Consider the following 22,155-nt stretch of genomic DNA (forward strand, 5'->3'; position numbering starts at 1 on the left):
CCGTCTGGCCTCCGGATCCAGAAGGAGGATGCGCGCCTCCTTCCGCGGAAATCGCTGCCCGACCCCGAACTTGGTATGGGCGCTCGGCGAGAAGGGCACCGAACGGCGGCTGAACGCAGTTGCATGCGGCCACCCACCGGGTCGAGCGGACAAAAGCATCGATAAAGGCGTCTCAGGCTTTCTGGGAAGCCTCGATCGATACTCGCGCTGAAATCGGCGGGAGTGATTGATGAAGATCAATGATCCGGACGATCAGCATCCTAAGGATAGGCAGTCGCGGGACGGGAAAGCGCGTGAAACATCAACTGCTGTTCCTGACTTTGCCGGCGTCCACTCCTGCTCGATCAGGCCGCCGCCGTGGATGACGCGCTCGTCGCATGCCGCTTCGCAGCCGCGTCGCCTCGGTGACCGTCGTCGCCGCAACCACCATGGAGGCGGATGCGCTGGCGACGGCGCTGATGGTGGTGGGCGCGGACACCGGCGCGTCCGTTGCGCGGGATCAACGCATCGATGCGCTTTTCATGCTGAGAGAGGGTGCCGGCATCCGGGAGATCGGCTGCGGTCGGTTTGCGTCGGCTCCGGCAGTTCCTGCGTGAGGAACAGCCGACGTCGTGTCGCTGCCGCGTAGACGAGGCTGCATAATTTCTCGCCGTGCGGCCAAGCCTCCGCAGGACGGCCTCCTGACCCCGAATGCGGTCGGCCGCAGGGTCGCTTTCCGATCATGCCTGACCTGTTGCCGGAGCAATCCATGACCGTGGTGTCGACTGTCCCCTCACTCAAAGCAGACCGGAAGCCCGATGGCCGCAAAGGCCTGATCATGATGCTTCCGATCGCCTGCGCGGTGACGGGCCTTGCCGGCGGCACCGCGGCCTATTTTCTCGGCGCGCCGGACACGGCGTCGCTGATCTGGTCGGTCGGTGTCGTTCCCGTGCTCGCCATTCTCCTGTGGGAAATCGTCGTCAGCCTACGCCGCGGTGATGTCGGGCTCGACCTTGTGGCGGCTCTGTCGATGACGGCGGCGCTTCTTGTCGGCGAGACATTGGCTGCGGCCGTGGTGGCCCTGATGTATGCCAGCGGACAGGCACTCGAAGCCTATGCTGCCGGTCGTGCCAGCCGTGAGATGAACGCGCTCCTCGACCGCGTTCCCCGGACCGCCACCCGCTACTCTGGCGATACCCTCCAGACCATCCCGATCTCGGACGTTGCCGTCGGCGATCGCCTGCTGGTGCATCTCGGCGATGTGCTTCCCGTCGACGGCACGGTTGTCGGCTCGGCGCTTCTCGATGAGGCACCGCTGACGGGCGAATCCCTTCCCGTCACCCGGCGCGACGGCGAGGCCGCCATGAGCGGCTCGACCAATGTCGGCGCGGCCTTCGATCTCTTGGCGAGCGAACCGGCGGCCCGCAGCACCTATGCCGGCATTGTCCGGCTCGTCGAGGAGGCGACGAAAGCGCAGGCGCCGATGACGCGCCTCGCCGACCGCTACGCCCTCGGTTTCATGGCGGCGACACTCGGCCTTGCCGCGTTTGCCTGGTGGATCTCCGGCGACGCCGTCCGTGCCGTCGCCGTGCTCGTCGTCGCGACGCCCTGTCCGCTGATCCTCGCCGTGCCGGTGGCCATCGTCGCCGGCATCTCGCGCGCGGCCAGGGTCGGCGTCCTCGTCAAGGGCGGTGCGGCGCTCGAGACGCTCGGCCGCATCCGGACCCTCGTCGTCGACAAGACCGGGACCCTGACCCATGGGTCCGCGGCGGTATCGCAGATCGTCGCCACCCCCGGATGGACCGAGGCGGAAATCCTGCGGCTGGCGGCCAGTCTCGACCAGGCCTCGCAGCACGCCGTCGCCAGGGCTGTCGTCACCGCTGCGGCTGAGCGCGGGCTCGTGCTCGATCTGCCGACCGAAACACGGGAGGTGCCGGGTGAGGGCGTCGAGGGACGGATCGCCGGGCGGCTCTTGCGCGTCGGCGGCAAGGGCTTCGTCTCGAACGCAATGTCTGACGACGACCGTGCGACGCTGATGGCGGCCGTGCCCGCGGGCGCCTTGACCGTCGCACTGTCCGTCGACGGCGCGTTCGCCGGGCTGGTCTTGATGCGTGATGCGCTCAGGGCGGACGTCTCCGGGACACTGGCCCGCATGCGTACGCTCGGTGTGACGCGGATCGTGCTCGCCACCGGCGACCGAAAGGATGTGGCGGTCGCAATCACTGAAAACCTCGGGATCGACGACATCGCCGCCGATCTCGGGCCCGAGGACAAGATCGCGCTCGTCCGGCGCGAGAAGGCGCGGGCCCCCGTCATGATGGTCGGGGACGGCGTCAACGATGCGCCGGCGCTGGTGGAAGCCGACCTCGGCATCGCCATGGGTGCCAAGGGGGCAGCCGCATCGGCGGAGGCGGCGGACGTCATCCTCCTGCGCGACAGCCTCGACGGGCTGGGCGAGGCGATGGCGATCGGCCAGCGTTCCCGGGCGATCGCGCTCCAGAGCGTCCTTGCCGGGATAGGCCTCTCCGGAATCGGCATGGTGGCTGCCGCGCTCGGCTATCTCCCACCCGTCCAAGGCGCTCTCCTTCAGGAAGCGATCGACGTTGCCGTCATCCTCAATGCCCTGCGGGCCCTTCGTCCGGGCTAGCTGCACCACAAGCCACATCCGAAAGTCCGCATGCGCCTTGATCACATTGGTTAACCCGGATCTCGAGGAACCTGGTCCGCCATCAGGAGGACGATGACGTCATTGCTCGACAGGTCCGGCCACACAGGTGTCGAAATCACTCTCCACGCGGTCATCGCTCAGCAATGTTGATCAGCCTGCCGCGCAACGAGCCAGAAACCTGAGGAATTTTCATGGCGAAAGCTGTCGCGCGAAGCTCAGCTTTAGCCTGCGGTCGACGCGGGAATGCCGCCAACGCCATGATCTGGTCCTGCAGACGTTGATCGGGTCGCGGGGGGTGGGACGTGCTGCTGGCGATGCTGCCCGAACCGATCTGGTGTCCGCGATGCGGGGGCGGATAGGGGCGGCGGCTGTTCACGCAGCCGGACGGTCGGTGGCGGCGTGAGGAAGCCGGAGTTTGAACGGTTTCTGACGGAAGCCGAGAAGGGCCCGCAATTCGTTGCTTTGCGTCACCGCGTGGCTAGTTTCGCCTAGACACGGGAAAGAAATCGATGTCGTCGCAATCCTCGACCACGAAGCTCCTGCATACCCACGTTGTTTGGTCGAAACGCGACGACGTCCGGCGTGCGCTGGCTGCCGGCTTCACAGCGCAGGAAGTTGCGTACATGCTCGCGCTCGCTGACGCTTTGCCGCGATCCCCCGAGGCAGTTGTCTTCCTGCCGATTCAGAGGCTTGATGAGCCCCGCCGCGGCTATGTCCATTCGGACGGCGTTGATAATGTGCAACCGGAATCTTTTCCGGAGGCCGACATCTCATCTCGCCCGCATCTGCCTCTGGCGACAGAGTACCTCGATCGCAACTCTCTGAAAGACGTGCGCGATACCGAACTTCGGGAAATGCTCGACGAGTGCGCGGTCTGGACCGCGAATGCCGAAGATTTTCAAGGATCGCTGATTACGCCGTCGGCTCTCGTATTGTGGAAGGTGCTGATCGCCGAAGAGATCGAGACCGTCGACAGCGCCATTTTGCGCGTCGTGGAGGAGATTGACGACCGGAGGAAGGGCGGGGCGGGGGACGCCGTCCATGCCCCCGGCGAAGAGTCCAGAGGACTGGACGGCGAGAAGACGGACGCCTTCGACGACGAGCACGCACCCGGAGACTGACCAGACTGGGGCTTGTACGTAGTTTCTTGTTCGACCAACTCTGTTACTCGTTCGGAACACCGGCGGGCCGTTGTTCCCGCATCAGGTGAAATCCCAGATACAGAGAATGTTCTTCAATATGCGCATCGATGGCTTCCTTGTCGTCGATTACGACGGAACCGAATGCGCTGATCTCGATGCTGCCGTCGAGGAGGCCAGGGCTTCGGCGAGGGATCTGATCGGCGAGCACATCAAGTCAAACGACCCTTCAGTACTGCTGAACAGCTTCGAAATCACGGACGAGCCCGGCGTCATACTGACGACAAAGAAATTCACCGAGGGACTTCGGGAGGAATTTAAAAGAGCGATAAGATACTGCCGACGCCTTCATTAGTCCTTCCGCCGCGCGGACCGTCAGAAATCGTACAGTGTCGGCTGTTGTTTTCGGGAATGCGCGAAAATCTACCGATGATGTTCTAGAGATCGTGGACCGATATTAGTCCACACGGGGCAAATTCTCGGGTTGTTAATGAATTCGAGAGAATGTTCCATGACGAAGCATCGGAAATCGGGGAGCGGCGTGAACGCGGGGCCGGACGCCAGCGTTCGGAACCAGCTCCTTCGGGGGCTCAGCAATAAGGACATGGAAATCGTCCGCCCGCTTCTGCATCATGTCGACATGCCGAGAAGCATGAAGCTCGACGATCCTGGAGCGAAGGTCGACGACGTCTTTTTCCTTGAATCCGGCATGTGTTCAGTCGTGGTGGTAGGCAAACACGGCGAAAGCACGGAGGCCGGGCATATCGGTCGGGACGGGATGGTCGGTTCAGCCATAGCGTCGGATGTAGATACGTCGCCCAACCAGGCGGTGATGCAGATCGCCGGGGACGGCTGGACGATGTCGGTCAAAGATTTCAAGAAATGTCTCGCCGAGTGCGAAACGCTTCGCAAGTCGGTACTACGCTACGGCCAATCGCTGGGCATCCAGGTCAGTCACACGCTCCTTGCAGCAGCTCGATTCAAGATTCAGCAGCGCCTAGCTCGCTGGCTCCTCATGTGTCACGACCGCGTCGATGGGGACGACCTGGGCATCACGCACGAATTTCTTGCTTTGATGCTGACCGTCCGTCGCTCGGGAGTCACCAACGAGCTGCACGTCCTCGAGGGCATGCACCTTATCAAATCGACCCGCGGCAACGTTCGCGTGCTCGATCGGGAAGGGCTGATCAAACTCGCGTCGGGATCGTACGGCATTCCGGAGGAAGAATACGGGAAGCTGTTCCCGCTGCTCGACGACGGGCGGCTCAACGTCCCCGGTCCCCAGGTCCAGGCCCCGTAAGAGGGGCTGCGGCATCGCACGGTCAGAAACCGCACGGCAACGCCGGACGGACTTCGCTCTTTCTCATGCTCAGGCGTCGATGGGACGCCCACAGAGGAAGGCCGAGATGCAGCAATTCTTCTTCAATACGCGGTCGGGCGGTGTGCTGGTGAGGGATTACGCCGGTCACACGCTTGCACACCTGGACGAGGCGATATCGCAGGCCAGGGAGATGGCGCTGAACATGCGCTATGCCGAAAAGCTGGGGAAGAACATCGGCGCCCGTCAGATCGAGATCTGCGACGACGAGGGGCGGACCGTGAAGATCGTCGCCGTGAAGCACGTCGCCGACAAAGGTGACGCGTCGTGAGCGAGGTCCTCTTTCCCGAACCCGTCGTCACGATGATTTCGCAAGGATTCACGACGACGAGGGCGTTCCGCTGGCACTTGGGTCTGCCAATACAGTGTCTGGCGTCCCGCACCGGCATCGAGGTTGCGCGCCTGCTTGTTATCGAAAGCGGAAGCAGCGCGTCCGAGGACGAGATCGAGGCGATCGCCAAGGCATTGGAGCTGCCGCACGGGGTCTTCCGCGGGTGATGGTGCTGTTTCTCCGCGCCCAGTGCGCGAAGGCTATCTATCGATCCGGATCTTTTTCGAAATGTTGCCGTTGGACCTGGGGGTATTGATGCTCGACCACGTTAATGTCCGTCGGGACGTCGCACCTCCGGAGTCCGCTAGCGACGCTGAATTCGAGGAGATGGCGGTCACGCTTCTCATGCTGGCCAAGCGCATCCGGGCTCTGTTCGGATTGGCTCTTGCTGAGGCGGGGTTCTACAACGGCCAAGATCAACTGCTGGCATGCCTCGTTTACGGGAAACCCGTTGCGGTGTCCGTCCTAGCCGTGTCTCTCGACGTCCGGCCATCCACGATTTCCAAGATGCTGGGTAGTGTCCGCGCTCGTGGTGGAAATTCCGACATTGAAAGGTGTGGCTGAGGCGGTCACCGGATAGGGCGGCTAAGGTGGAGTTGCGAGACTTCAACCTGACCGGAGAACCCGATGACCGAGGACAGACTACCGCTTGCCGAGCTTTTTGCGAAAGCCGGGGACGGCGATTTCCTGAGAACGATAGCCGAGAGCGTGATGCAGCTCCTTATGGAGGTCGACGTTGAAGGCATGATCGGCGCCGGGCGCCACGAACGGACGCAGGAACGGGCGACTTATCGCAATGGCTACCGCGACCGCTCGCTCGACACGCGGCTCGGCTCGTTGCAGCTTCGGATACCCAAGCTTCGGCAGGGCAGCTACTTCCCGCCGTTCCTGGAGCCGAGAAAGCTCTCGGAGAAGGCCTTGGTTGCCGTCATTCAGGAAGCTTGGATCAGCGGCGTTTCCACCCGGCGGGTCGACGATCTGGTACAGGCCATGGGGCTGTCGGGGATCGGCAAGAGCACCGTATCGAAGCTGTGCAAAGACATCGACGAACGCGTCGGCGGCTTCCTCGACCGTCCTCTCACTGGCGACTGGCCCTACCTCTGGCTGGATGCGACCTACCTGAAGCAGCGCGAGGGTGGACGCATCGTTTCGGTCGCCGCCATAATCGCCGTGGCCGTGAACACGGACGGCAAGCGCGAGATCGTCGGCCTTCACATCGGCCCCTCGGAAGCGGAGACGTTTTGGTCGAGCTTCCTCAAGAGCCTCGTGCGCCGCGGCCTGTCCGGCGTGAAGCTCGTGATCTCGGATGCTCACGAAGGGCTGAAAGCCGCCATTCGCCGGGTGTTCAGCGCCTCCTGGCAGCGCTGCCGGGTGCATTGGATGCGCAACGCCCTGTCGTATGTCCCGAAGGCGCAGCAGAGCATGGCGGCGGCCGCGCTGCGCCAAGCCTTCGCCCAGCCCGATCGTGCTAGCGCCAGCCAGGCGCTGCGCCACGTCGCCGACCAGCTTCGGGGAAAGTGTCCAAAGCTCGGGGCCTTCATCGACAACAGCGAGACCGACGTGCTGGCGCACATGGATTTTCCCAGTCAGCACCGGACCCGGATCCATTCGACGAATTCCCTGGAGCGCCTGAACAAGGAGGTGAAGCGGCGTGCCGACGTCGTCGGAATCTTCCCGAACGAGGGATCCATCATCCGGCTCATCGGCGCCGTCCTTCTCGAGGCCAACGACGAATGGCAGATCCAGAACCGCTACATGCAGACCGAACCCATGGCCGACCTCATGGCCATGGGCAACACTGCAAAACCCGAACAGATTTCCACCGAAGTCGCCTGAAACGGAGCCGCTTCAGCTACACTCAATTTCCACCACGTTGACGGACACGACCAGATGCTGGATCGCCTGACCGACAGGGGATTGGTCAAGCGACGACAGGTCGACCAGGATAGACTGCTAACGCTTGTGTGCCTTACTGTGGAAGGAGAGCATGCTCAGGCGGAAATTAGGCAGCTTTGGGCGACAGTCTGTCGCCAGGTGACTGCCGGAATGCAGGGAGATCCAAGTGCCATGGTGCTTCAGCTGGGGAGTCTCAGCGACAGGCTGTCCGCCCGGCTGATGAAGCTGAGGTGAACTCACGGGAGGCCACAATGTCGGCTGAAAGGGAAATACACGACCTGAATCTGGGCGGGGTGGACTTGCCTCGTGCGATATAGGTGGCGGCGGACAGCCCGGCGAAGCTGCCGCCGATGATGATCGCTTCTTGCCGCATTGGGCGCGTCCTCGAAGTTGCAATGGCTGGCGCGCCGGCACAGACGCGCATGGACGTCGGCGCTGAGGACGGCGAGTGTCACGCCGCCCAGTCGCCGGAGAAGCAGGGATTCGGCGAAGGCCTCGTCCATCGCGGCGTGCACCGCCTCTTCCACCAGGCGCTTCCAACGCCCGACCTCAGAGGCCGGGCGCTCATCAATACAGCCGATGCCGAATTAGAGCATGATCCCGAAAGGTGGGTTCCGGCTTTCGGAAAAGACCATGCGAGGACAAGGACCTAAAGCGGGTCGGCGATTCGAAGAAAAGCCATCCCGCGTTAGTGCGCCATCATCTCGGTGACGATCTGTTTCGCGTCGAGCGAGGACGGGTAGTAGGTCGGCCAGTTCGTGACCTCCTCCAGGAGGGCGGCACGATCGTTGCCCCAGTAGAGGTGGTAGTGATCGGCCTTGGCCTGCGCGATCCCGTGGTCGCTGAACTGGATGAACTGCGGTGCCTCGGCGTCGCCGTCGTTCTTCTTGAAGATGAAGCGGACGCCGCGGTTGCCCTTCTTGTAGGTGAGGGTCTCGTGGCCGTCGTAGGCATAGGTCCCCTTCAACGGCTTTCCGTCCCGGTAGAAGGTCACGACGTCGCCATGGATCGTGATGCGCTCCACATCCGTGCGATAGCCGGTCTCGTACTCCGCCTTGACCTCCTCGGCACCCATCGTGCCGCTCTCGGCCTTGTGCGCCCAGACTGGATCCAGCGTGCCGTCCTGGAGATAGGGATACAGCGACTGCCAGTCGCCGGCGTAATCGGACAACGGGCGGTCCTGGATCTGGCTGTCCTCGAAATAGCCCGCGTAGATCTTCGGATCGCCATGACTATGGGCGTGGCCTACATGGCCGTCGCCCTCATGGACGACGCCGCTGCCTCCGGCGACGGCGATGTTGTAGGGCATGCCCTCGACGGCAATCGTCCCGGCTTCCTTCAGCGTGTCCTTGGCGATGCGGCGGACCATTCCGGCCTTGGGGTCGCTCATGACCACCTCGTTCCCCGCCATGGCGAGCCGCGGACGGGGGTCGTTCCAGTGCCCGTCCATGGAGTAGGGCTCGGTCGCCCGGGCGCTCCTTTCGACCTTGCCCTTCAGGACGTCGATCTGGTGGAGCGTGCCATCCTCGGTCAGCACGTATCCAAAGCGGGCATTGGCAGGATCGAGGGCGAAGTCGATGCGCCGGAAGGGGAGCTCGATGTGGCGGAAGTGGGGTTCGTCGGCGGGATCGACGACGACCAAACCCTTGGCGCCGTAGTTGCCGAGGAACACCTGCATGCTCTTGGAGCCGAGGAGGGTTCCCGTGGCCTCGCCCGCGGGCAGGTCCGCCGGATATGGCAGCATCTTGAACGACGGTCCGTCGGTGCCCGCGGTGACGGTGAGGATGCCCTCCTCGCAACCCGTCGCGAGATAAGCGCCGGAGAACGCCTCGCCGTGGATGCCGGTGCAGGTCGCGATCTCGCCGACGGGTGTGCCGTCCACCTTCACCTGTTGCAGGCCGAGGCGCGTGGGCGCCGCATCGCCTTCGACAGGGACATCCGAGGCGACGCTCGTCACCCAGAATTTGCCGATCGGGGCTGCATAGCCATGATGTGCCCGCGCCTGGGGAAGGCGGGACGCTTCGACTTTGCCCTCTGCGAGGTCATGCGCGTCGACGATCTCGGCATATCCGCCCCGGTCGAAATTGATCACCACCTTGCCGCCGTGGTCGATCAGGTGAAAGGGGCGTGGCCCCGTGAGCGACCCTTCCAGAGCCACCGGATCGGCGATGGCGATGTCTGAATGCTCGCCATGGGAGTGAAGGACGATGCCGCTCTTGAAGAAGTGCACGGCATCATTGTCGGACTGGACGGCTGCGACCGCTGCGCCGTTGTCGACGCCGTAGATCTTGCTTTGCCCGGTCGTCTTGAACGTCCACCGCTTGTTCGGCTCGGTGAGGTCGAACGCCGTAATCTTCGGATCCGCGTGATCGCCGACGAAGACGCGATAGAGCGTGACGTCGTCACGGTCTCGCTCGGCTTCCTGTGCCATGGCGTTGGCTGCCAGGATCAGTGAGATGCCCGTAGCGCAGGCAAGTGTTCGCAGCATTGTCTTCTCCATGAAGTTGCGATGGTGGGGGGTGGGGGTGGAGCTCGGGCGCGCTCAGTCGGCAGCAAAGGCCGTGGCGATGGTCTGCGCATTGTGGCGCATCATGTCCGCGTAGGTCGGCGCAGGTTCGTCCTCGGTCGAAAGGGCGTCCGAGTAGAGTGTTCCGCTGAGGGTGAATCCCGCCTCGGAGGCGATCTGCTCGACCAGACGCGTGTTCGAGATGTTCTCGGCGAAGACCGCCACCGCACGCCGCGCGCGGATCTCCCGGATCAGGGATGCGACATCCGCCGCCGGCGCCTCCGAGCCCGTCGACACGCCCTGTGGCGACAGGAACGTCACGCCGTAGTCGCGCTCGAAGTACCGAAAGGCATTGTGGCCGATCACGCCGACGCGTCGGTCGGCAGGAATGTCGGCGATGGTCTGCTTGATCTGTGCATCGAGAGCCGAAAGCGTCCCGTGGCAGGTCGCGGCATTGGCCTCGTAATCCGCGCAGTTGGTGCTGTCCGCGGTGCAGAACGCCCGGGTGATGTTCCGGACGTACACTTTCGCATTCGCGATCGACTGCCACGCATGTGGGTCGTTGGGCGTGGCGTGAAAACTCGCCTGGCCATTGATGAAGTGGTAGTGGCCGCCGTTGGGGTCTTTCAGGACATCGGCGCCTTCCGCAAGTTCGACCATGGGCGCCTTGGTGCCGCTCGACTCGACGAGGCGCGGCAGAAAGCCTTCGAAGGAAAGGCCGTTGACGAGCACGACGTCGGCACGGGCGAGGGCCCTCGCGTCGGCCGGACGCGGCTCGTAGACATGCGCGTCCGCGTTCGGCCCGACGAGCGTGGTCAGTTCGATGTGTTCGCCGCCGACCTGCCGGGCGAAATCCCCAATGATGGAAAAGCTGGCGACGACGCTCAGGGGCTCGGCCGCAGCGACCGTCGGCAAGGAAGTTGCAGCAAGGCAAGTTGCCGGTCCGAACGTCAGGCGCAGTGACTTCACAGGTTGCCTCATCGATTCAGGCGGTTCGCCGGGCGGCGTTCCGGCAGTGCGTCGGGGCCACACGGCCCCAGGACGGTCGCGGTCCGCGCCCGCCGTCAGAAGTCCGCGTGGCCCTTCAAGGCGCGGCTCCGGCAATCTGCTGTTCGCCCGCGTCCACCGCGACCGTCTTCATCCTCCTACATGTAATGTAATATCTTTACAACACCGAATCCGTCGCAAATCGTCGTCATTGGATAGAAGGCTTCGAACCCGGGGATTCTGGCCGACGGTGCGAACCGCGCTTCGGCGCTCACCGCCGCAGGACGACGGCCAACACGAACAGGGCGCCTGCGGCGGAGGTGACGATCCCGACGGGGAGTTCCTGCGGTGCAAGGACGACGCGGCTGGCGAGATCGCTGACCAGAAGCAGGATGGCGCCGAGAAGTGCGGAGGTCGCGACGAGCGCTCCGTGGCGCACGCCGACGAGGGCGCGGGCGAGGTGCGGCACCATGAGGCCGACGAAGCCGATCACGCCTGACAGGGCAACCAACGAAGCCGTGGCCAGCGCCGCAAGGGCGAAGACAAGAAGGCGCAGCTTTCCGACATCGACGCCGAGGGAGGTCGCGGTTTCCTCGCCGCCGAGGAGGGCGTCCAACCGGCTGCGAAGTGCCAGTCCTGTGCCGACCGCAAGCACGGTCCCGAAAATTCCGCAGGTTGCTCCAGCTCGCCAGGCCGAGCCCTCCCGCTGTCCAGAACAGGACTGAGTAGGCCGCCCTCTGGTCGCCGGAGAAGACCATCCAGGTCGTCAGCGCGCCGAACAGGAAGGACACCGCCAGTCCGGCAATCACCAGCCGCTCCGGTCCCCGGCCGTCCTGGCGCGTCATCAGCGTCAGGACCGCGGCCGCCGACACGAGCGCACCCGCGAAGGCGGCTGCGGGGAGGGTCCAGACGCCGAGCCGGTCGCCAAAGACGGTGATGACCGACACCGCCCCGGCCGCAGCTCCCGAGGAGAGGCCGAACAGGAAGGGATCGGCGAGGTCGTTGCGCGTCGTCGTCTGGAGAAGTACGCCGACGACGGCGAGACCGGCTCCGACACAGATGGCGAGGAGGACGCGCGGCAGCCGGAGGTCGAGGACGATCCGGGCGATCGGCCCGGAGATACCGTCGCCGATCCCGAGCGCTCCGGCGAGAACCCGCAAGACGTCGCTTGCGTCCAGCGGCGTGGAGCCGAAGGCGATGCCCGCGATCGCCAGGATGAGAAGGAGGCTCGCCCCGGCGACCAGAACAAGCGCGAGAAGGCCCGGCTTCGATGCGAAGGTCTTCACTGCGCCGCAAAGTCAGCGGGATGCAGGGCTCTGGCCAGGGCCTCGACGGCGTCGATGTTGGCGGGGCCGGGCGTGATCTGCTCGTAGCGCAGCGGCAGGAAGCGCTCGTTCCTGACTGCGGTCGTCTCGCTCATCGCTGGATGTCGCTTCAGGAAGTCGAGGAGCTTGGCGTATCCGGCGCCGTCCTGGTAGTCGAGGAGGACGAGGAACTCGGGGTTCCGGACCGCCACGTCCTCCCACGACGTCGTGCCCCAGCTCATGTTTATGTCGCCGAGCACGTTGGTGCCGCCCGCGGCTTCGATCAGGGCCGTCGGCATCGCGAACTTGCCCGCCGTGAACGGCTTGTCCTCGCCGGAATCGTAAAGGAATACGGAGACGGGCGTCTTGCCCTTCACCGCGTCCGACACCTTGGCGACCCGGTCCTTCCAACCCGCGACCAGCGCCCTGGCCTCGCTCTCCTTGCCGAAGATCGTGCCGAGCGCGATCTCGTCGCCGTACAGGAGATCCATCGAGGCACGGGGCCGGGCCTTGTCGACTTGGGCGCAGCTTTCGGTGAGGACGTAGGTGGCGATGCCCTTGGGCGCCAACGTGTCCGGCGTCACCTCGCCGCCGGGCTTCATGCCGTAGTGCCAGCCGGCCATGAAGAAGTCGGCGTCGGCGGCGATCAGGGTTTCCATCGTCGGGTACTTCGGTGCGAGCTCGGGGAGCGCTCCCTTCGCCGCATCGAAGGCGGGTGTCGTCTTGTACCAACCGGAGACGCCCGTGACCCCGGCCATATGAGGCTGGAGACCGAGCGCAAAAGCCATCTCGCTCATGTTGAGATCGTGGACGACGGCGCGCTCGGGCGCCTTGTCGAAGGTCAGCATGCGCCCGCAGTTCTCGACCGCCACGGGGAAGGCCAGCGCGGGCGCGGCGAGAACGAGCGACGCCACGAGGGCGATGTGGGGCAGGGCGCGCATGGCGATCTCCGGGGGTAAGTTCAGGCTGCGGGGGTGTCGAAAACCAACAGCGGGCGGCCGGTCGACGGATTGGTGAAGGGGAAGCAGTCCATCGCGAAAACGCTGCGGACGGTCGCTGCCGACAGGGCGGCGGCCGGATCGCCGTGCGCGACGAGGCGCCCGGACTGCATGACGGCGACGCGATCGGCGAAGGGCGTGACGAGCGCGAGGTCGTGCAAGACCGCGACGACTGTGATCCCGAGGCCGCGGGCCAGATCCAACATGTCAGCGCGTGCCAGCGGGTCGAGATGATTGGTGGGCTCGTCGAGGATCAGGATCGACGGCTCCTGCGCCATCGCGCGGGCGATCGCAGCGCGCTGGCGCTCGCCGCCGGACAGGGTCGCGAGGCGACGATCGCCGAGGCCGTCGAGGCCGACACGCTCGCACGCCCGTTCCACCACGACGGCATGGCGTTGGTTCGGGCATCGGCCGTGATGGGGGATGCGCCCGAGGCCGACATAGTCGACAACCGTCAGCCTTCCATCCGGCAGGTCGCTCTGGCCGACGACGGCGATCAAGCGGCCACGATCGACAAGCGGGATCTGGGCGAGGTCACGCCCGTCAATCGAGATCGATCCCTTGCTGGGTCGGACCTTGCCGAACAGGAGGCGCAGCAATGAGGTCTTGCCGGCTCCATTGGGTCCGACGATCGCCAGCCGCTCCCCGGGAGCGACCTCGAGATCAACCTCCTGAAGAATGGGGCGGCCATCGCGCGTGATCAGGTGGATCGATGCGACAGAGATTCGACCTGCTTCTGTCGGCAAGCGCATGGGTTTCAATCCGATAACAGAAAGGCGCGACATGCCGGACAGCGTTCGCACGGGACCCTCGGAGGTTGGACAGTGTCAGTGCACCCCGTAATGTTATCCTATTACAAATACAAGCCTGAAACTTCCAGAAAACCGGGCTTGCTTGCGGTTCGAACAGGAACATTTGTGATGTCACAACAGCTTCGGCGATCGGCGCTTCGGGGATCGGCTCTCCAGCGCTTGGGCTTCGTCGTCGCTCCCATCTCCGTGCTCTGGCTGTTCGTCGCCTTCGCATTGGACGCCTTCGCGTGACCTTCTCGGCGATGCCCGCCGTCCGGCTTCCATTGAAAAGCGCGGGATCGCCCAATCTCGGAACAGGTGAGAACAATTCGGGCACAGCGGCGGTTTAGGGCATCGCTGCGATCAAATCCAAGTCAATGAGGCTCTGCGCGCTGGCCCGTATTGCCTCTTCCTTCGGGCGCGGCCGTAGTTCCCGACCGACTGGACGATCTGCAGGCGAAACGCTCGTCCAGCCCGAGCGCGGAGCCATTGCCGGGATCGAGGCCGAGGAAGCGCTTCACTTTCGGATCGGATCGGGCCGTTCACCGCCCGAAATGTGGGCGCTACCAGCTCAAGAACGTCAATGCATGGCGGACCTCCACGCGACGCTGGTGCGGCTTCGGGCAGGCGATGCCGACGATCTCCGGATCGCGACCTGGCTTATCGGCGGACACATGGACGATCACCGCGCAATCTTCGTGCGACGCATCCAACGTGATGACGCGTGGAAGAGGGTAGGTGTGCTGAGGATCCATAGGCCGCCCGACATGCGCCCATCACCGTCGATATATAAGTTGCATAAGATAGATTATGGAACCTAGCGGATGATGCCCTGGCGCCGGACGCTGGTTGCTGACCAATGCTCGCAATGGAGAGCGGACGGGAATGTCCCTCTTTCGCACGCCCCACTGACGCTCGATGGCGGACGCGATCGTGAGACGCCCGGCCCCACAGGCTCTCGCGACCCGCGGTGTCCAACGGTTGAGACGCAGCTCACGCCATTGCGATGTCACTCTCTCTGTACGTTCCTCTGGGCTGGCCCAGTTGCAATGCGACGGCGTCGGCCGCTGTGGCTGGTGCGATTTTTCGGGAGTGCCGCAATGACCCATGTGCTGCATGCCTCCAAGACGCGTTCCGGCGCGCACCGTCTCGTCATCCGCGAGCTTGGCCCCGAACAGGTCGGGGCAGCGTTTCGCAAGGGCCTCGACGATTTCCGTCAGAAGCCGTCGCACTACGTGTTTCTGTGTCTCGTCTATCCGCTGATGGGGCTGGTCATCGGGTTGTGGACCTCGGGCAACGAAGCGCTGCCGTCGCTCTTTCCACTGGTCGGCGGCTTCGCGCTGCTCGGCCCGATCGCCGCGCTCGGGCTCTACGAGATCAGCCGGCGGCGCGAAGCGGGCCTCGATACCGCGTGGCGCCATGCCTTCGATGTCCTGCGTTCTCCCTCGATCGTCCCGATCGCGGCGCTGGGTGTCGTCCTGATGGCGATCTTCTTCTGTTGGATCATGAGCGCCCAGGCGCTCTTCGATTGGGCCTTCGCCGGCCAGGAAACTCAATCCGTGCCGGGTTTCGTCGCCGATCTCTTCGGAACGGCGCGTGGCTGGACTCTGATCGTCGTCGGAAATCTCGTCGGTTTGGGCTTCGCGCTCGTGACACTCTGCATCAGCGTCGTGTCGTTTCCGCTGCTTCTCGACCGCCCGGTCAGCCTCCTGCAGGCCGTGGAAACCTCGCTGCGAGTCACGGCCCGGAACCCGAAGGCGGTCCTTCTCTGGGGGCTGATCGTCGGTACGGCGCTCTTTGCCGGTTCCATCCCGCTGTTTGCCGGTCTCGCCGTCGCCGTTCCTGTCCTCGGCCACGCGACATGGCATCTCTACCGGGCTGCTGTGGAACCGGAAGCAAATCTCTCGCGCAGCGACTGAAAGCGCGAGCGCCCGTCAGTCGATCGCGAACTCGTGCGTGAGACCGTCATATCCCGGGCGCACATGCTCTGGCAGGCTGGCGCAGAGCGTGGCGTAGTCGAGCGGCGTATGCATGTGCGTCAGCGTCGCGCTGCCGACGCCCAGCCGGCCGATCCAGTCCAGTGCCTGGTCGAGCGAGAGATGGCTGGGATGCGGGCGGTACTGCAGCGCGTCGATGACGATATGCTCGGCGCCCGCAAGGGCATCGACAGCCGCCGGCGGAAAATCACTGACATCGGTGCAGTAGGCCAGCGGCCCGACGCGGAAGCCGAGCGAATGAAGCGAACCATGACTCTGCCGGAAGGCGGTGATGGCGAGCGGCCCTCCCGGCCCGTCGATTGTAAAGCCTGCGCCCGGCTCGATCGGCACGTGGCGAACGATCGGCCTGTAGGCACTGCCGACGGGTGTCTCGTAGCAATAGCCGAACCCCGCGACGAGGCGTTCATGCGTCTCGGCGTCGGCGTGGACGGGAATGAGCGACCTGGAATCGAGATTGTAGCCGCGCACGTCATCGAGCCCGTGGATATGGTCGGCGTGGGAATGCGTGATGAGGACCGCGTCGAGCCGGGATACCTTGGCCGAGAGCATCTGCAGACGAAAGTCCGGACCGCAGTCGATCGCCACCACCGTCTTTCCCTCGGGCGTGATCCGCTCGAGCAGCGCCGAGGCACGGCTGCGCCGATTGCGGGGATTTGCCGGATCGCAGGCCCCCCAGTCTCCGGTGATGCGCGGCGTTCCGGGCGACGAGCCGCAGCCGAGGATCGTCAAACGCAGCGTCGCGCTCACGGCAGGTCGTTCCGCCGGGGATCGGGTACCTTGCCAAATAGGCGGAAGAAGTTGTCGGACGTCGTCGTCGCGATCGTTTCGAGATCGACGCCTTTGACCTCGGCCAGCACGGCAGCCGTCTCGCGGGTGAAGGCTGGTTCGTTGCGCCGGCCGCGGTGCGGCGGCGGCGCGAGATAAGGTGCATCCGTCTCGACGAGAAGCCGCTCCATCGGCACCTTTGCCGCAATGGCGCGCAGCTCTGCCGAGCCCTTGAAGGCGAGAATGCCGGAAAAGGAGACATGGCCGCCGAGGGCGACGCCGGTGGCGGCGAGTGCCGGGCCGGAGGAGAAGCAGTGCAGGATGAAGGGGAAGGCCCCCTTCCCGGTCTCGTCCTCGAGGATCGCCGCCATGTCGTCGTCGGCCTGGCGCGAATGGACCACCAGCGGCAGTCCTGTCTCGCGCGCAGCGGCGATGTGCCGGCGAAACACCTGTCGCTGCAGGTCGTGCGGCGCGCGATCGTGAAAATAGTCGAGCCCGGCCTCGCCGATGGCGACGATCTTGGGATGCGCGGACAGTCGCACGAGTTCGGCGGTCGGCACGTCCGGTTCCTCGGCCGCGTTGATGGGATGCGTGCCGACGGAAGCATAGACAGCAGGATGCGCCTCGGCGATTGCCGTCAGGCGGTCGATCTTCGACACAAGGGTCGAGATCGTCACCATCAGCTTGACGCCGGCCGCAGCCGCACGGTCCACAAGTTCGTCGCGCTCGCCGTCGAAATCGGGAAAATCCAGATGACAGTGGCTGTCGACGATGAAGACGCCCGCCATCAGGCGACGTCCGGTTCCACGAAGCGCGGAAAAACGCCCTCGGGCACCGGAAGCGGCCGCCCCGATACGAGCGTCGCCTCCGGCACCAGCTCGCCGAAGGTTCGTTCGTCCTCGCCGACGCCCAGAAGGTCCAGCATCTTCGCCATCGAGCCCGGCATCACCGGCTGCAGCAGGATCGACACGCGCCGGAGGATCTCGGCCGTCACGTAGAGGACCGTCGCCATCCGCGCCGGATCGCTCTTGCGCAGCGCCCAGGGCTCCTGGCCGGCGAAATACCGGTTGGCATCGGCTACGACGCCGATGATCGGCGCCAGCATATGGTGCATCTCCTGCCGGTCGATCGCCTCGCGCGCCGTCTGCAGCAACGACGCACTCGCCAGGAGGATGGCCTCATCCGCCTCGGTGAAGGCGCCGGGGGTCGGCACGCGCGACTCGCAATGCTTCGAGATCATCGACAGCGAGCGCTGGGCGAGATTGCCGAGGTCGTTGGCAAGTTCCGAGTTCGTGCGGTTGACGATCGCCTCGTGCGAATAGTTGCCGTCCTGGCCGAACGGCACCTCGCGCAGGAAGAAGTAGCGGAACGGGTCGAGCCCGTAGGCCTCGATGAGATCGAAGGGATCGACGACATTGCCGACCGACTTCGACATCTTCTCACCGCGGTTGAAGACGAAGCCGTGCGCGAAGACACGCTTGGGCAGCGGCAGTCCGGCCGACATCAGGAAGGCCGGCCAGTAAACCGTGTGGAAGCGCACGATGTCCTTGCCGATGACGTGGAGGTCCGCCGGCCAGAAGTCGCTCCGGGCCCCCTCCTCCGGAAATCCCGTCGCCGTCAGGTAGTTCGTCAGGGCGTCGACCCAGACATACATGACATGCTTCTCGTCGCCCGGCACCGGGATGCCCCAGTCGAACGTCGTGCGCGACACCGAGAGGTCGCGCAGGCCCGACTTGACGAAGGAGACGACCTCGTTGCGCCGCTCCGACGGCCCGATGAAGTCGGGATGGGTGTCGTAATGGGCGAGCAGCCTTTCCTGGAAGGCGGACAGACGGAAGAAATAGCTCTCCTCCTCGACCCAGGTGACCGGCGTACCCTGCGGCCCGAAGCGCTTGCCGTCCTCGCGCAGCACCGTCTCGTCCTCGGCGTAGTAGGCCTCGTCGCGCACGGAATACCAGCCGGAATAGGCGTCCTTGTAGATGTCGCCGGCATCCTGCATGCGCTTCCAGATCGCCTGGCTGGCGATCTTGTGGCGGGCTTCGCTGGTGCGGATGAAATCGTCGTTCGAGCCGCCCAGGACGGCGGCCATGCGCTTGAACTCCGCCGCATTGCGATCGGCGAGGTCCTCGACCTCGATGCCTTCGGCCCGCGCCGTCTGCAGCATCTTCATGCCGTGCTCGTCGGTACCGGTGAGGAAGAGGACGTCATAGCCGTCGAGCCGCTTGAAGCGCGCCACTACGTCGGTCGCGATCAGTTCGTAGGCATGGCCGATATGCGGCTTGCCGTTCGGATAGGAAATCGCCGTGGTCAGATAATAGCGTTCGGCCATAGGGCTTTCTTGCGAGTCGCGTTGAGAGCGTTCAATCCAGTCGGACATAGGGCATTAGAGCCCTCGCCTCAATGCGCTGCGCGCCGTCGATCAGGCGACGGCGGCTCGAAGGCTGAAGACGGCGTGGAACAGGCTGACCAGCATCTGCTTGCGGTCGAGATTGTAGGCAAGGCCCTCCCGCAGCCGCTGGCTCTCCGCCATCCACAGCGCGGCGAAGCGCCCGGCATGGGCCCCGTCTGCACCGGCAAGCCGGGCCTCGGCCTCGTGCGCGATCCATTTGAAGACGGCGTCCAGCATCAGCTCGAAGGCCGATTCCCGCCCCTTTTGCGTCAGGACGTCCGCAAGTCCCTGGATCGCCTGCCAGTCCGGCTCATCGGCGGTGTAGAGCTCGCGGATCTTCGCCTCGATCTCGAGCCCGCCATTGGCGATGAGCGAGACGGCGGTGCGCACGCTGCCGCCGGCAAGCCCGATGGCGCCGGTGATCTCGGCCTCGCCGAAGGTCGTCGGCATGGAATGCAGCGCCGCCGCCATGTCGGCCTCGCCAAGGCCGTCGAAGCGCAGGACGCGGCATCGCGAGCGGATCGTCGGGAGGAGCCTCCCCGGCAGATGGTTGGTGATGAGGAAGATCGAGCGCTCCGGCGGCTCCTCGAGGATCTTCAGGAGAGCATTTGCGGCATTGCGGTTCATGTCGTCGGCGGGATCGATGAGGGCGATCCGCCACTGGCCGCCGCCGGTCGTCGTGCGGAAGAAGCGGTTGAGCTTGCGGATCTCCTCGACCGTGATCTGCGTCTTGAAGCCGCCGCCGCGCTCGGCCGCGGGTCGGGTGATGTGAACGAGGCCGGGATGCCCCCCGCCGGCGATCTGACGTGCCACCGGGCTTTCCGGATCGGCGACGGGCTCGGCCGAACCCGGTGACAGTTTCGGCGAGAGGAGATACCGCGCGAAGGCAAAGGCGGCGGTCGCCTTGCCGATGCCGCGCGGCCCCTGCAGAAGCCAGGCGTGGTGGAGCTTGCCGCTTTGGTGGGCACCGACGAGCGCTGCCCATTGCGTCGCATGGCCGAAAAGGCGTGACCGGGCAGCCGGCGACGGGACGTCGGGAAGCGAGTCGTGATCCTCGCGGGCTTCGACCGTGCTCTCACTCATGACGACCGTCCGCGCCGAGGATCTGGCCCGTCTCGCCGAGCCGGCGGCCGCTCTTCTGGAGAGCGCTGATCTCCAGCCGTTCGGCGACGAGAAAGCCGATCTCGGCAGAGATTTCGTCAGCCGGCCTTGCCGCATCGATGACGACGCAGCGGTCGGGCTCGGCCCGGGCTATACCAAGAAAAGCGTTGCGGCGCGCCTCGTGCAGCCCAAGGCTTTCCCGCTCGAAGCGATCGGGCACGCTCTCGCCGCGGCGCCCGGCGGCGCGGCCGAGCCCCTCGCGGGCGGGAATGTCGAGGATCAGCGTGAGGTCCGGCACCAGCCCGTCGAGAACCGCTCTCTCGAGCCCATCGAGGACTACCCTGTCGACCCCGGCAAGGCCCTGGTAGACGCGGGTCGAATCGTGGAATCGGTCGCAGAGGACAACCTTGTCGGCAGCCAGCGCCGGAGCGATGACGGCGGCGATATGATCGATGCGGGCCGCCGCAAACAGGATCGTCTCGATCTCCGCTCCCAGCGCCTCGGCGGCACCGGAAAGGATGATCTGCCGCACGGCGTCGGCCCCGGGCGAACCACCGGGCTCGCGCGTCACGACGACGGGAATGCGGCGTCGGCGCAGCGTTTCCGCGAGACGATCGATCTGGGTTGTCTTGCCGCTCCCCTCCCCGCCCTCGAAGGTGATGAAGAAACCGGTCAAAGCCCGCGCCCGATGCTGGGCAAGGTCAAAGCGATCTGATCCATCCAAAAGCCAATTCCTGGGCCGCATCGAGCGCGCGTGCGGCAAAGGTGCCCTGCTCGACGCTCTCGGCGGCAAAAAGCGGCTGGGCGATGCTCACCCTGCCGTCGATCAGCACCTCGATCTGCCCGACCTCGGCACCGGCGACAACCGGTGCCAGGAGCGGCCCGGCATAGCGGACACGCGCGGAAACCCGCTCCGGATGGTCCTGCGGCACATAGGCGACGAGCGGAGTGCGGGTCAGCAACGACACCTCGGCCTGACCACCACCGAAGACGGTCGCCGAGCCGACACGCACACCCGCTGCGAACAGTTCCCGACGACGAAACGAGGTGTTCGACCAGTCGAGCAGGCGCCTCGCTTCCTCGGTCCGGTCCTTGATGCTCTCCAGGCCGCCGAGGACGATGATGGTCGTGCGCCCCTCGCGCTCGGTCACGCCGACAATCGAATAGCCTGATGCCTCGGTATAACCCGTGCCCATGCCGGTCGCGCCGATGTTCATCGGCAGGAGCGGATTGCGGTTGCGCTGAAAGATCTTGTTCCACTCGAAGCTCGGCTCCGCGTAGATGCCGTAGAACTGCGTGTGGGTCGACCGGATGTGCCGGGCGAGCCGCACGAGGTCGCGAGCGGTGACCGCCTGCCCTTCGGCCGGCAGGCCGGTCGGATTGACGAAAGTGGAGCGAGAAAGCCCGAGCCTTGCCGCGGTCTCGTTCATCAGTCCGGCAAAGGCCTCCTCGGAGCCCGCCATGCCCTCGGCGAGGATGATCGCGGCATCGTTCGCCGCCTGAACGATGGTCCCGCGGATGAGTGCTTCGACGGCGACGCTGGAATTGAGCTTGGCGAACATGGTTGAGGTGCCGGAGGGCGCGCCGCCCGTCCGCCAGGCGTGTTCGCTGACGGTGAACTCCTGGGTCGGCGACAACCTGCCGGCCTCGATCGCCTCGAACACCACTTCCATCGACATGAGCTTGGCGAGGGATGCCGGGGGAAAGCGGGTATCGGCGTCCTTTTCGAAGAGCACCGCGCCGGTCTCGCCGTCCACGATCAGCGCTTGCCTGGCCTTGGTCTCGAGACCAGCCGGTTCGGCGCCGAGCGCCGCGGATGCCGAGATCAGGCAGGCAAGAACGAGAGAACCGAGAGTGGCCCCGATGCGGCGGGTCCGGGCATGGCGGGAGACGACGAAGGCTGACATCGGCTTCTTGAAAAGGGAG

General features: G+C 65.0%; 21 protein-coding genes and 3 pseudogenes. 11 read left to right on the forward strand and 13 right to left on the reverse strand.

Annotated features, from left to right (window positions below):
- Positions 1–377: 377 nt before the first annotated feature.
- From Sa4125_RS10715 to Sa4125_RS10755, 9 genes are all read left to right on the forward strand, one after another.
- Positions 378–596 (forward strand): FAD:protein FMN transferase, encoded by a 219-nt coding sequence (locus Sa4125_RS10715; RefSeq protein WP_224006979.1) that lies wholly within the window; start codon positions 378–380, stop codon positions 594–596.
- 221 nt (positions 597–817) lie between these two features.
- Entirely contained in the window at positions 818–2,626 is a 1,809-nt protein-coding gene (locus Sa4125_RS10720; RefSeq protein ID WP_224006982.1) for a heavy metal translocating P-type ATPase, read from the forward strand.
- Positions 2,627–3,156: 530 nt separating this feature from the next.
- The gene (locus Sa4125_RS10725) at positions 3,157–3,768 is read left to right on the forward strand and encodes a hypothetical protein (protein WP_224006984.1); all 612 of its coding nucleotides are present in this window, start codon (positions 3,157–3,159) and stop codon (positions 3,766–3,768) included.
- Between the two features lie 106 nt (positions 3,769–3,874).
- On the forward strand, positions 3,875–4,141 hold the full coding sequence (locus Sa4125_RS10730) for a hypothetical protein (protein ID WP_224006986.1): 267 nt from the start codon (positions 3,875–3,877) through the stop codon (positions 4,139–4,141).
- 156 nt (positions 4,142–4,297) lie between these two features.
- A complete protein-coding gene (locus Sa4125_RS10735) occupies positions 4,298–5,086 on the forward strand; it encodes a Crp/Fnr family transcriptional regulator (protein ID WP_224006987.1) in 789 nt (262 codons plus the stop codon).
- Between the two features lie 106 nt (positions 5,087–5,192).
- Complete coding sequence (locus Sa4125_RS10740) at positions 5,193–5,435, forward strand: hypothetical protein (RefSeq protein WP_224006988.1); 243 nt, start codon at positions 5,193–5,195, stop codon at positions 5,433–5,435.
- Positions 5,432–5,662 (forward strand): helix-turn-helix transcriptional regulator, encoded by a 231-nt coding sequence (locus Sa4125_RS10745; RefSeq protein WP_224006991.1) that lies wholly within the window; start codon positions 5,432–5,434, stop codon positions 5,660–5,662. Before Sa4125_RS10740 ends, Sa4125_RS10745 begins: the two co-directional genes overlap by 4 nt.
- Positions 5,663–5,684: 22 nt before the next feature.
- Complete coding sequence (locus Sa4125_RS10750) at positions 5,685–6,059, forward strand: hypothetical protein (protein WP_224006994.1); 375 nt, start codon at positions 5,685–5,687, stop codon at positions 6,057–6,059.
- A gap of 63 nt (positions 6,060–6,122) precedes the next feature.
- Positions 6,123–7,331 (forward strand): IS256 family transposase, encoded by a 1,209-nt coding sequence (locus Sa4125_RS10755; protein ID WP_223998301.1) that lies wholly within the window; start codon positions 6,123–6,125, stop codon positions 7,329–7,331.
- Positions 7,332–7,804: 473 nt separating this feature from the next.
- Here the strand turns inward: Sa4125_RS10755 and Sa4125_RS10760 are convergent.
- The 7 genes and pseudogenes from Sa4125_RS10760 to Sa4125_RS10785 form a co-directional block, all read right to left on the reverse strand.
- A pseudogene (locus tag Sa4125_RS10760) lies at positions 7,805–7,921 on the reverse strand (Rrf2 family transcriptional regulator); the annotation flags it as partial.
- 158 nt (positions 7,922–8,079) lie between these two features.
- Positions 8,080–8,616 (reverse strand): annotated as a pseudogene (locus Sa4125_RS24295) (metal-binding protein ZinT); the annotation flags it as partial.
- Positions 8,617–9,933: 1,317 nt separating this feature from the next.
- Complete coding sequence (gene aztC, locus Sa4125_RS10770) at positions 9,934–10,812, reverse strand: zinc ABC transporter substrate-binding protein AztC (RefSeq protein WP_224007001.1); 879 nt, start codon at positions 10,810–10,812, stop codon at positions 9,934–9,936.
- A 343-nt stretch (positions 10,813–11,155) separates the two neighbouring features.
- Positions 11,156–11,539: an iron chelate uptake ABC transporter family permease subunit gene (locus tag Sa4125_RS24300; RefSeq protein WP_345944332.1), complete on the reverse strand. Its 384-nt coding sequence runs from the start codon at positions 11,537–11,539 to the stop codon at positions 11,156–11,158.
- Between the two features lie 76 nt (positions 11,540–11,615).
- Positions 11,616–12,170 (reverse strand): annotated as a pseudogene (locus Sa4125_RS24305) (iron chelate uptake ABC transporter family permease subunit); the annotation flags it as partial.
- The gene (locus Sa4125_RS10780) at positions 12,167–13,129 is read right to left on the reverse strand and encodes an ABC transporter substrate-binding protein (RefSeq protein WP_224007004.1); all 963 of its coding nucleotides are present in this window, start codon (positions 13,127–13,129) and stop codon (positions 12,167–12,169) included. The pseudogene Sa4125_RS24305 and the gene Sa4125_RS10780, both read right to left, overlap by 4 nt.
- A gap of 20 nt (positions 13,130–13,149) precedes the next feature.
- Positions 13,150–13,938 (reverse strand): ABC transporter ATP-binding protein, encoded by a 789-nt coding sequence (locus Sa4125_RS10785; protein ID WP_224007007.1) that lies wholly within the window; start codon positions 13,936–13,938, stop codon positions 13,150–13,152.
- A gap of 168 nt (positions 13,939–14,106) precedes the next feature.
- Between Sa4125_RS10785 and Sa4125_RS24190 the strand changes: the two genes are divergently transcribed.
- Entirely contained in the window at positions 14,107–14,229 is a 123-nt protein-coding gene (locus Sa4125_RS24190) for a hypothetical protein (RefSeq protein WP_267461371.1), read from the forward strand.
- Positions 14,230–15,077: 848 nt separating this feature from the next.
- Entirely contained in the window at positions 15,078–15,896 is an 819-nt protein-coding gene (locus Sa4125_RS10790; protein WP_224007010.1) for a DUF2189 domain-containing protein, read from the forward strand.
- Between the two features lie 15 nt (positions 15,897–15,911).
- Here the strand turns inward: Sa4125_RS10790 and Sa4125_RS10795 are convergent, their stop codons facing one another.
- The 6 genes from Sa4125_RS10795 to Sa4125_RS10820 form a co-directional block, all read right to left on the reverse strand.
- Positions 15,912–16,721 carry an MBL fold metallo-hydrolase gene (locus tag Sa4125_RS10795; protein WP_224007013.1) on the reverse strand — a complete coding sequence of 270 codons (810 nt, stop codon included), beginning with the start codon at positions 16,719–16,721 and terminating at the stop codon, positions 15,912–15,914.
- Entirely contained in the window at positions 16,718–17,527 is an 810-nt protein-coding gene (locus Sa4125_RS10800) for a TatD family hydrolase (RefSeq protein WP_224007016.1), read from the reverse strand. Before Sa4125_RS10800 ends, Sa4125_RS10795 begins: the two co-directional genes overlap by 4 nt.
- On the reverse strand, positions 17,527–19,068 hold the full coding sequence (gene metG, locus Sa4125_RS10805) for a methionine--tRNA ligase (protein WP_224007019.1): 1,542 nt from the start codon (positions 19,066–19,068) through the stop codon (positions 17,527–17,529). Before metG ends, Sa4125_RS10800 begins: the two co-directional genes overlap by 1 nt.
- A 90-nt stretch (positions 19,069–19,158) precedes the next feature.
- Positions 19,159–20,211: a DNA polymerase III subunit delta' gene (locus Sa4125_RS10810; protein ID WP_224007022.1), complete on the reverse strand. Its 1,053-nt coding sequence runs from the start codon at positions 20,209–20,211 to the stop codon at positions 19,159–19,161.
- Positions 20,204–20,905, reverse strand: coding sequence for a dTMP kinase (gene tmk, locus Sa4125_RS10815; protein WP_224007025.1), 702 nt, complete (start codon positions 20,903–20,905; stop codon positions 20,204–20,206). The genes Sa4125_RS10810 and tmk overlap by 8 nt, the downstream gene beginning before the upstream one ends.
- 25 nt (positions 20,906–20,930) lie before the next feature.
- Positions 20,931–22,136 carry a D-alanyl-D-alanine carboxypeptidase family protein gene (locus Sa4125_RS10820; protein WP_224007028.1) on the reverse strand — a complete coding sequence of 402 codons (1,206 nt, stop codon included), beginning with the start codon at positions 22,134–22,136 and terminating at the stop codon, positions 20,931–20,933.
- Positions 22,137–22,155 lie beyond the last annotated feature (19 nt).

Source organism: Aureimonas sp. SA4125 (assembly GCF_019973775.1).
GTDB lineage: Bacteria > Pseudomonadota > Alphaproteobacteria > Rhizobiales > Rhizobiaceae > Plantimonas.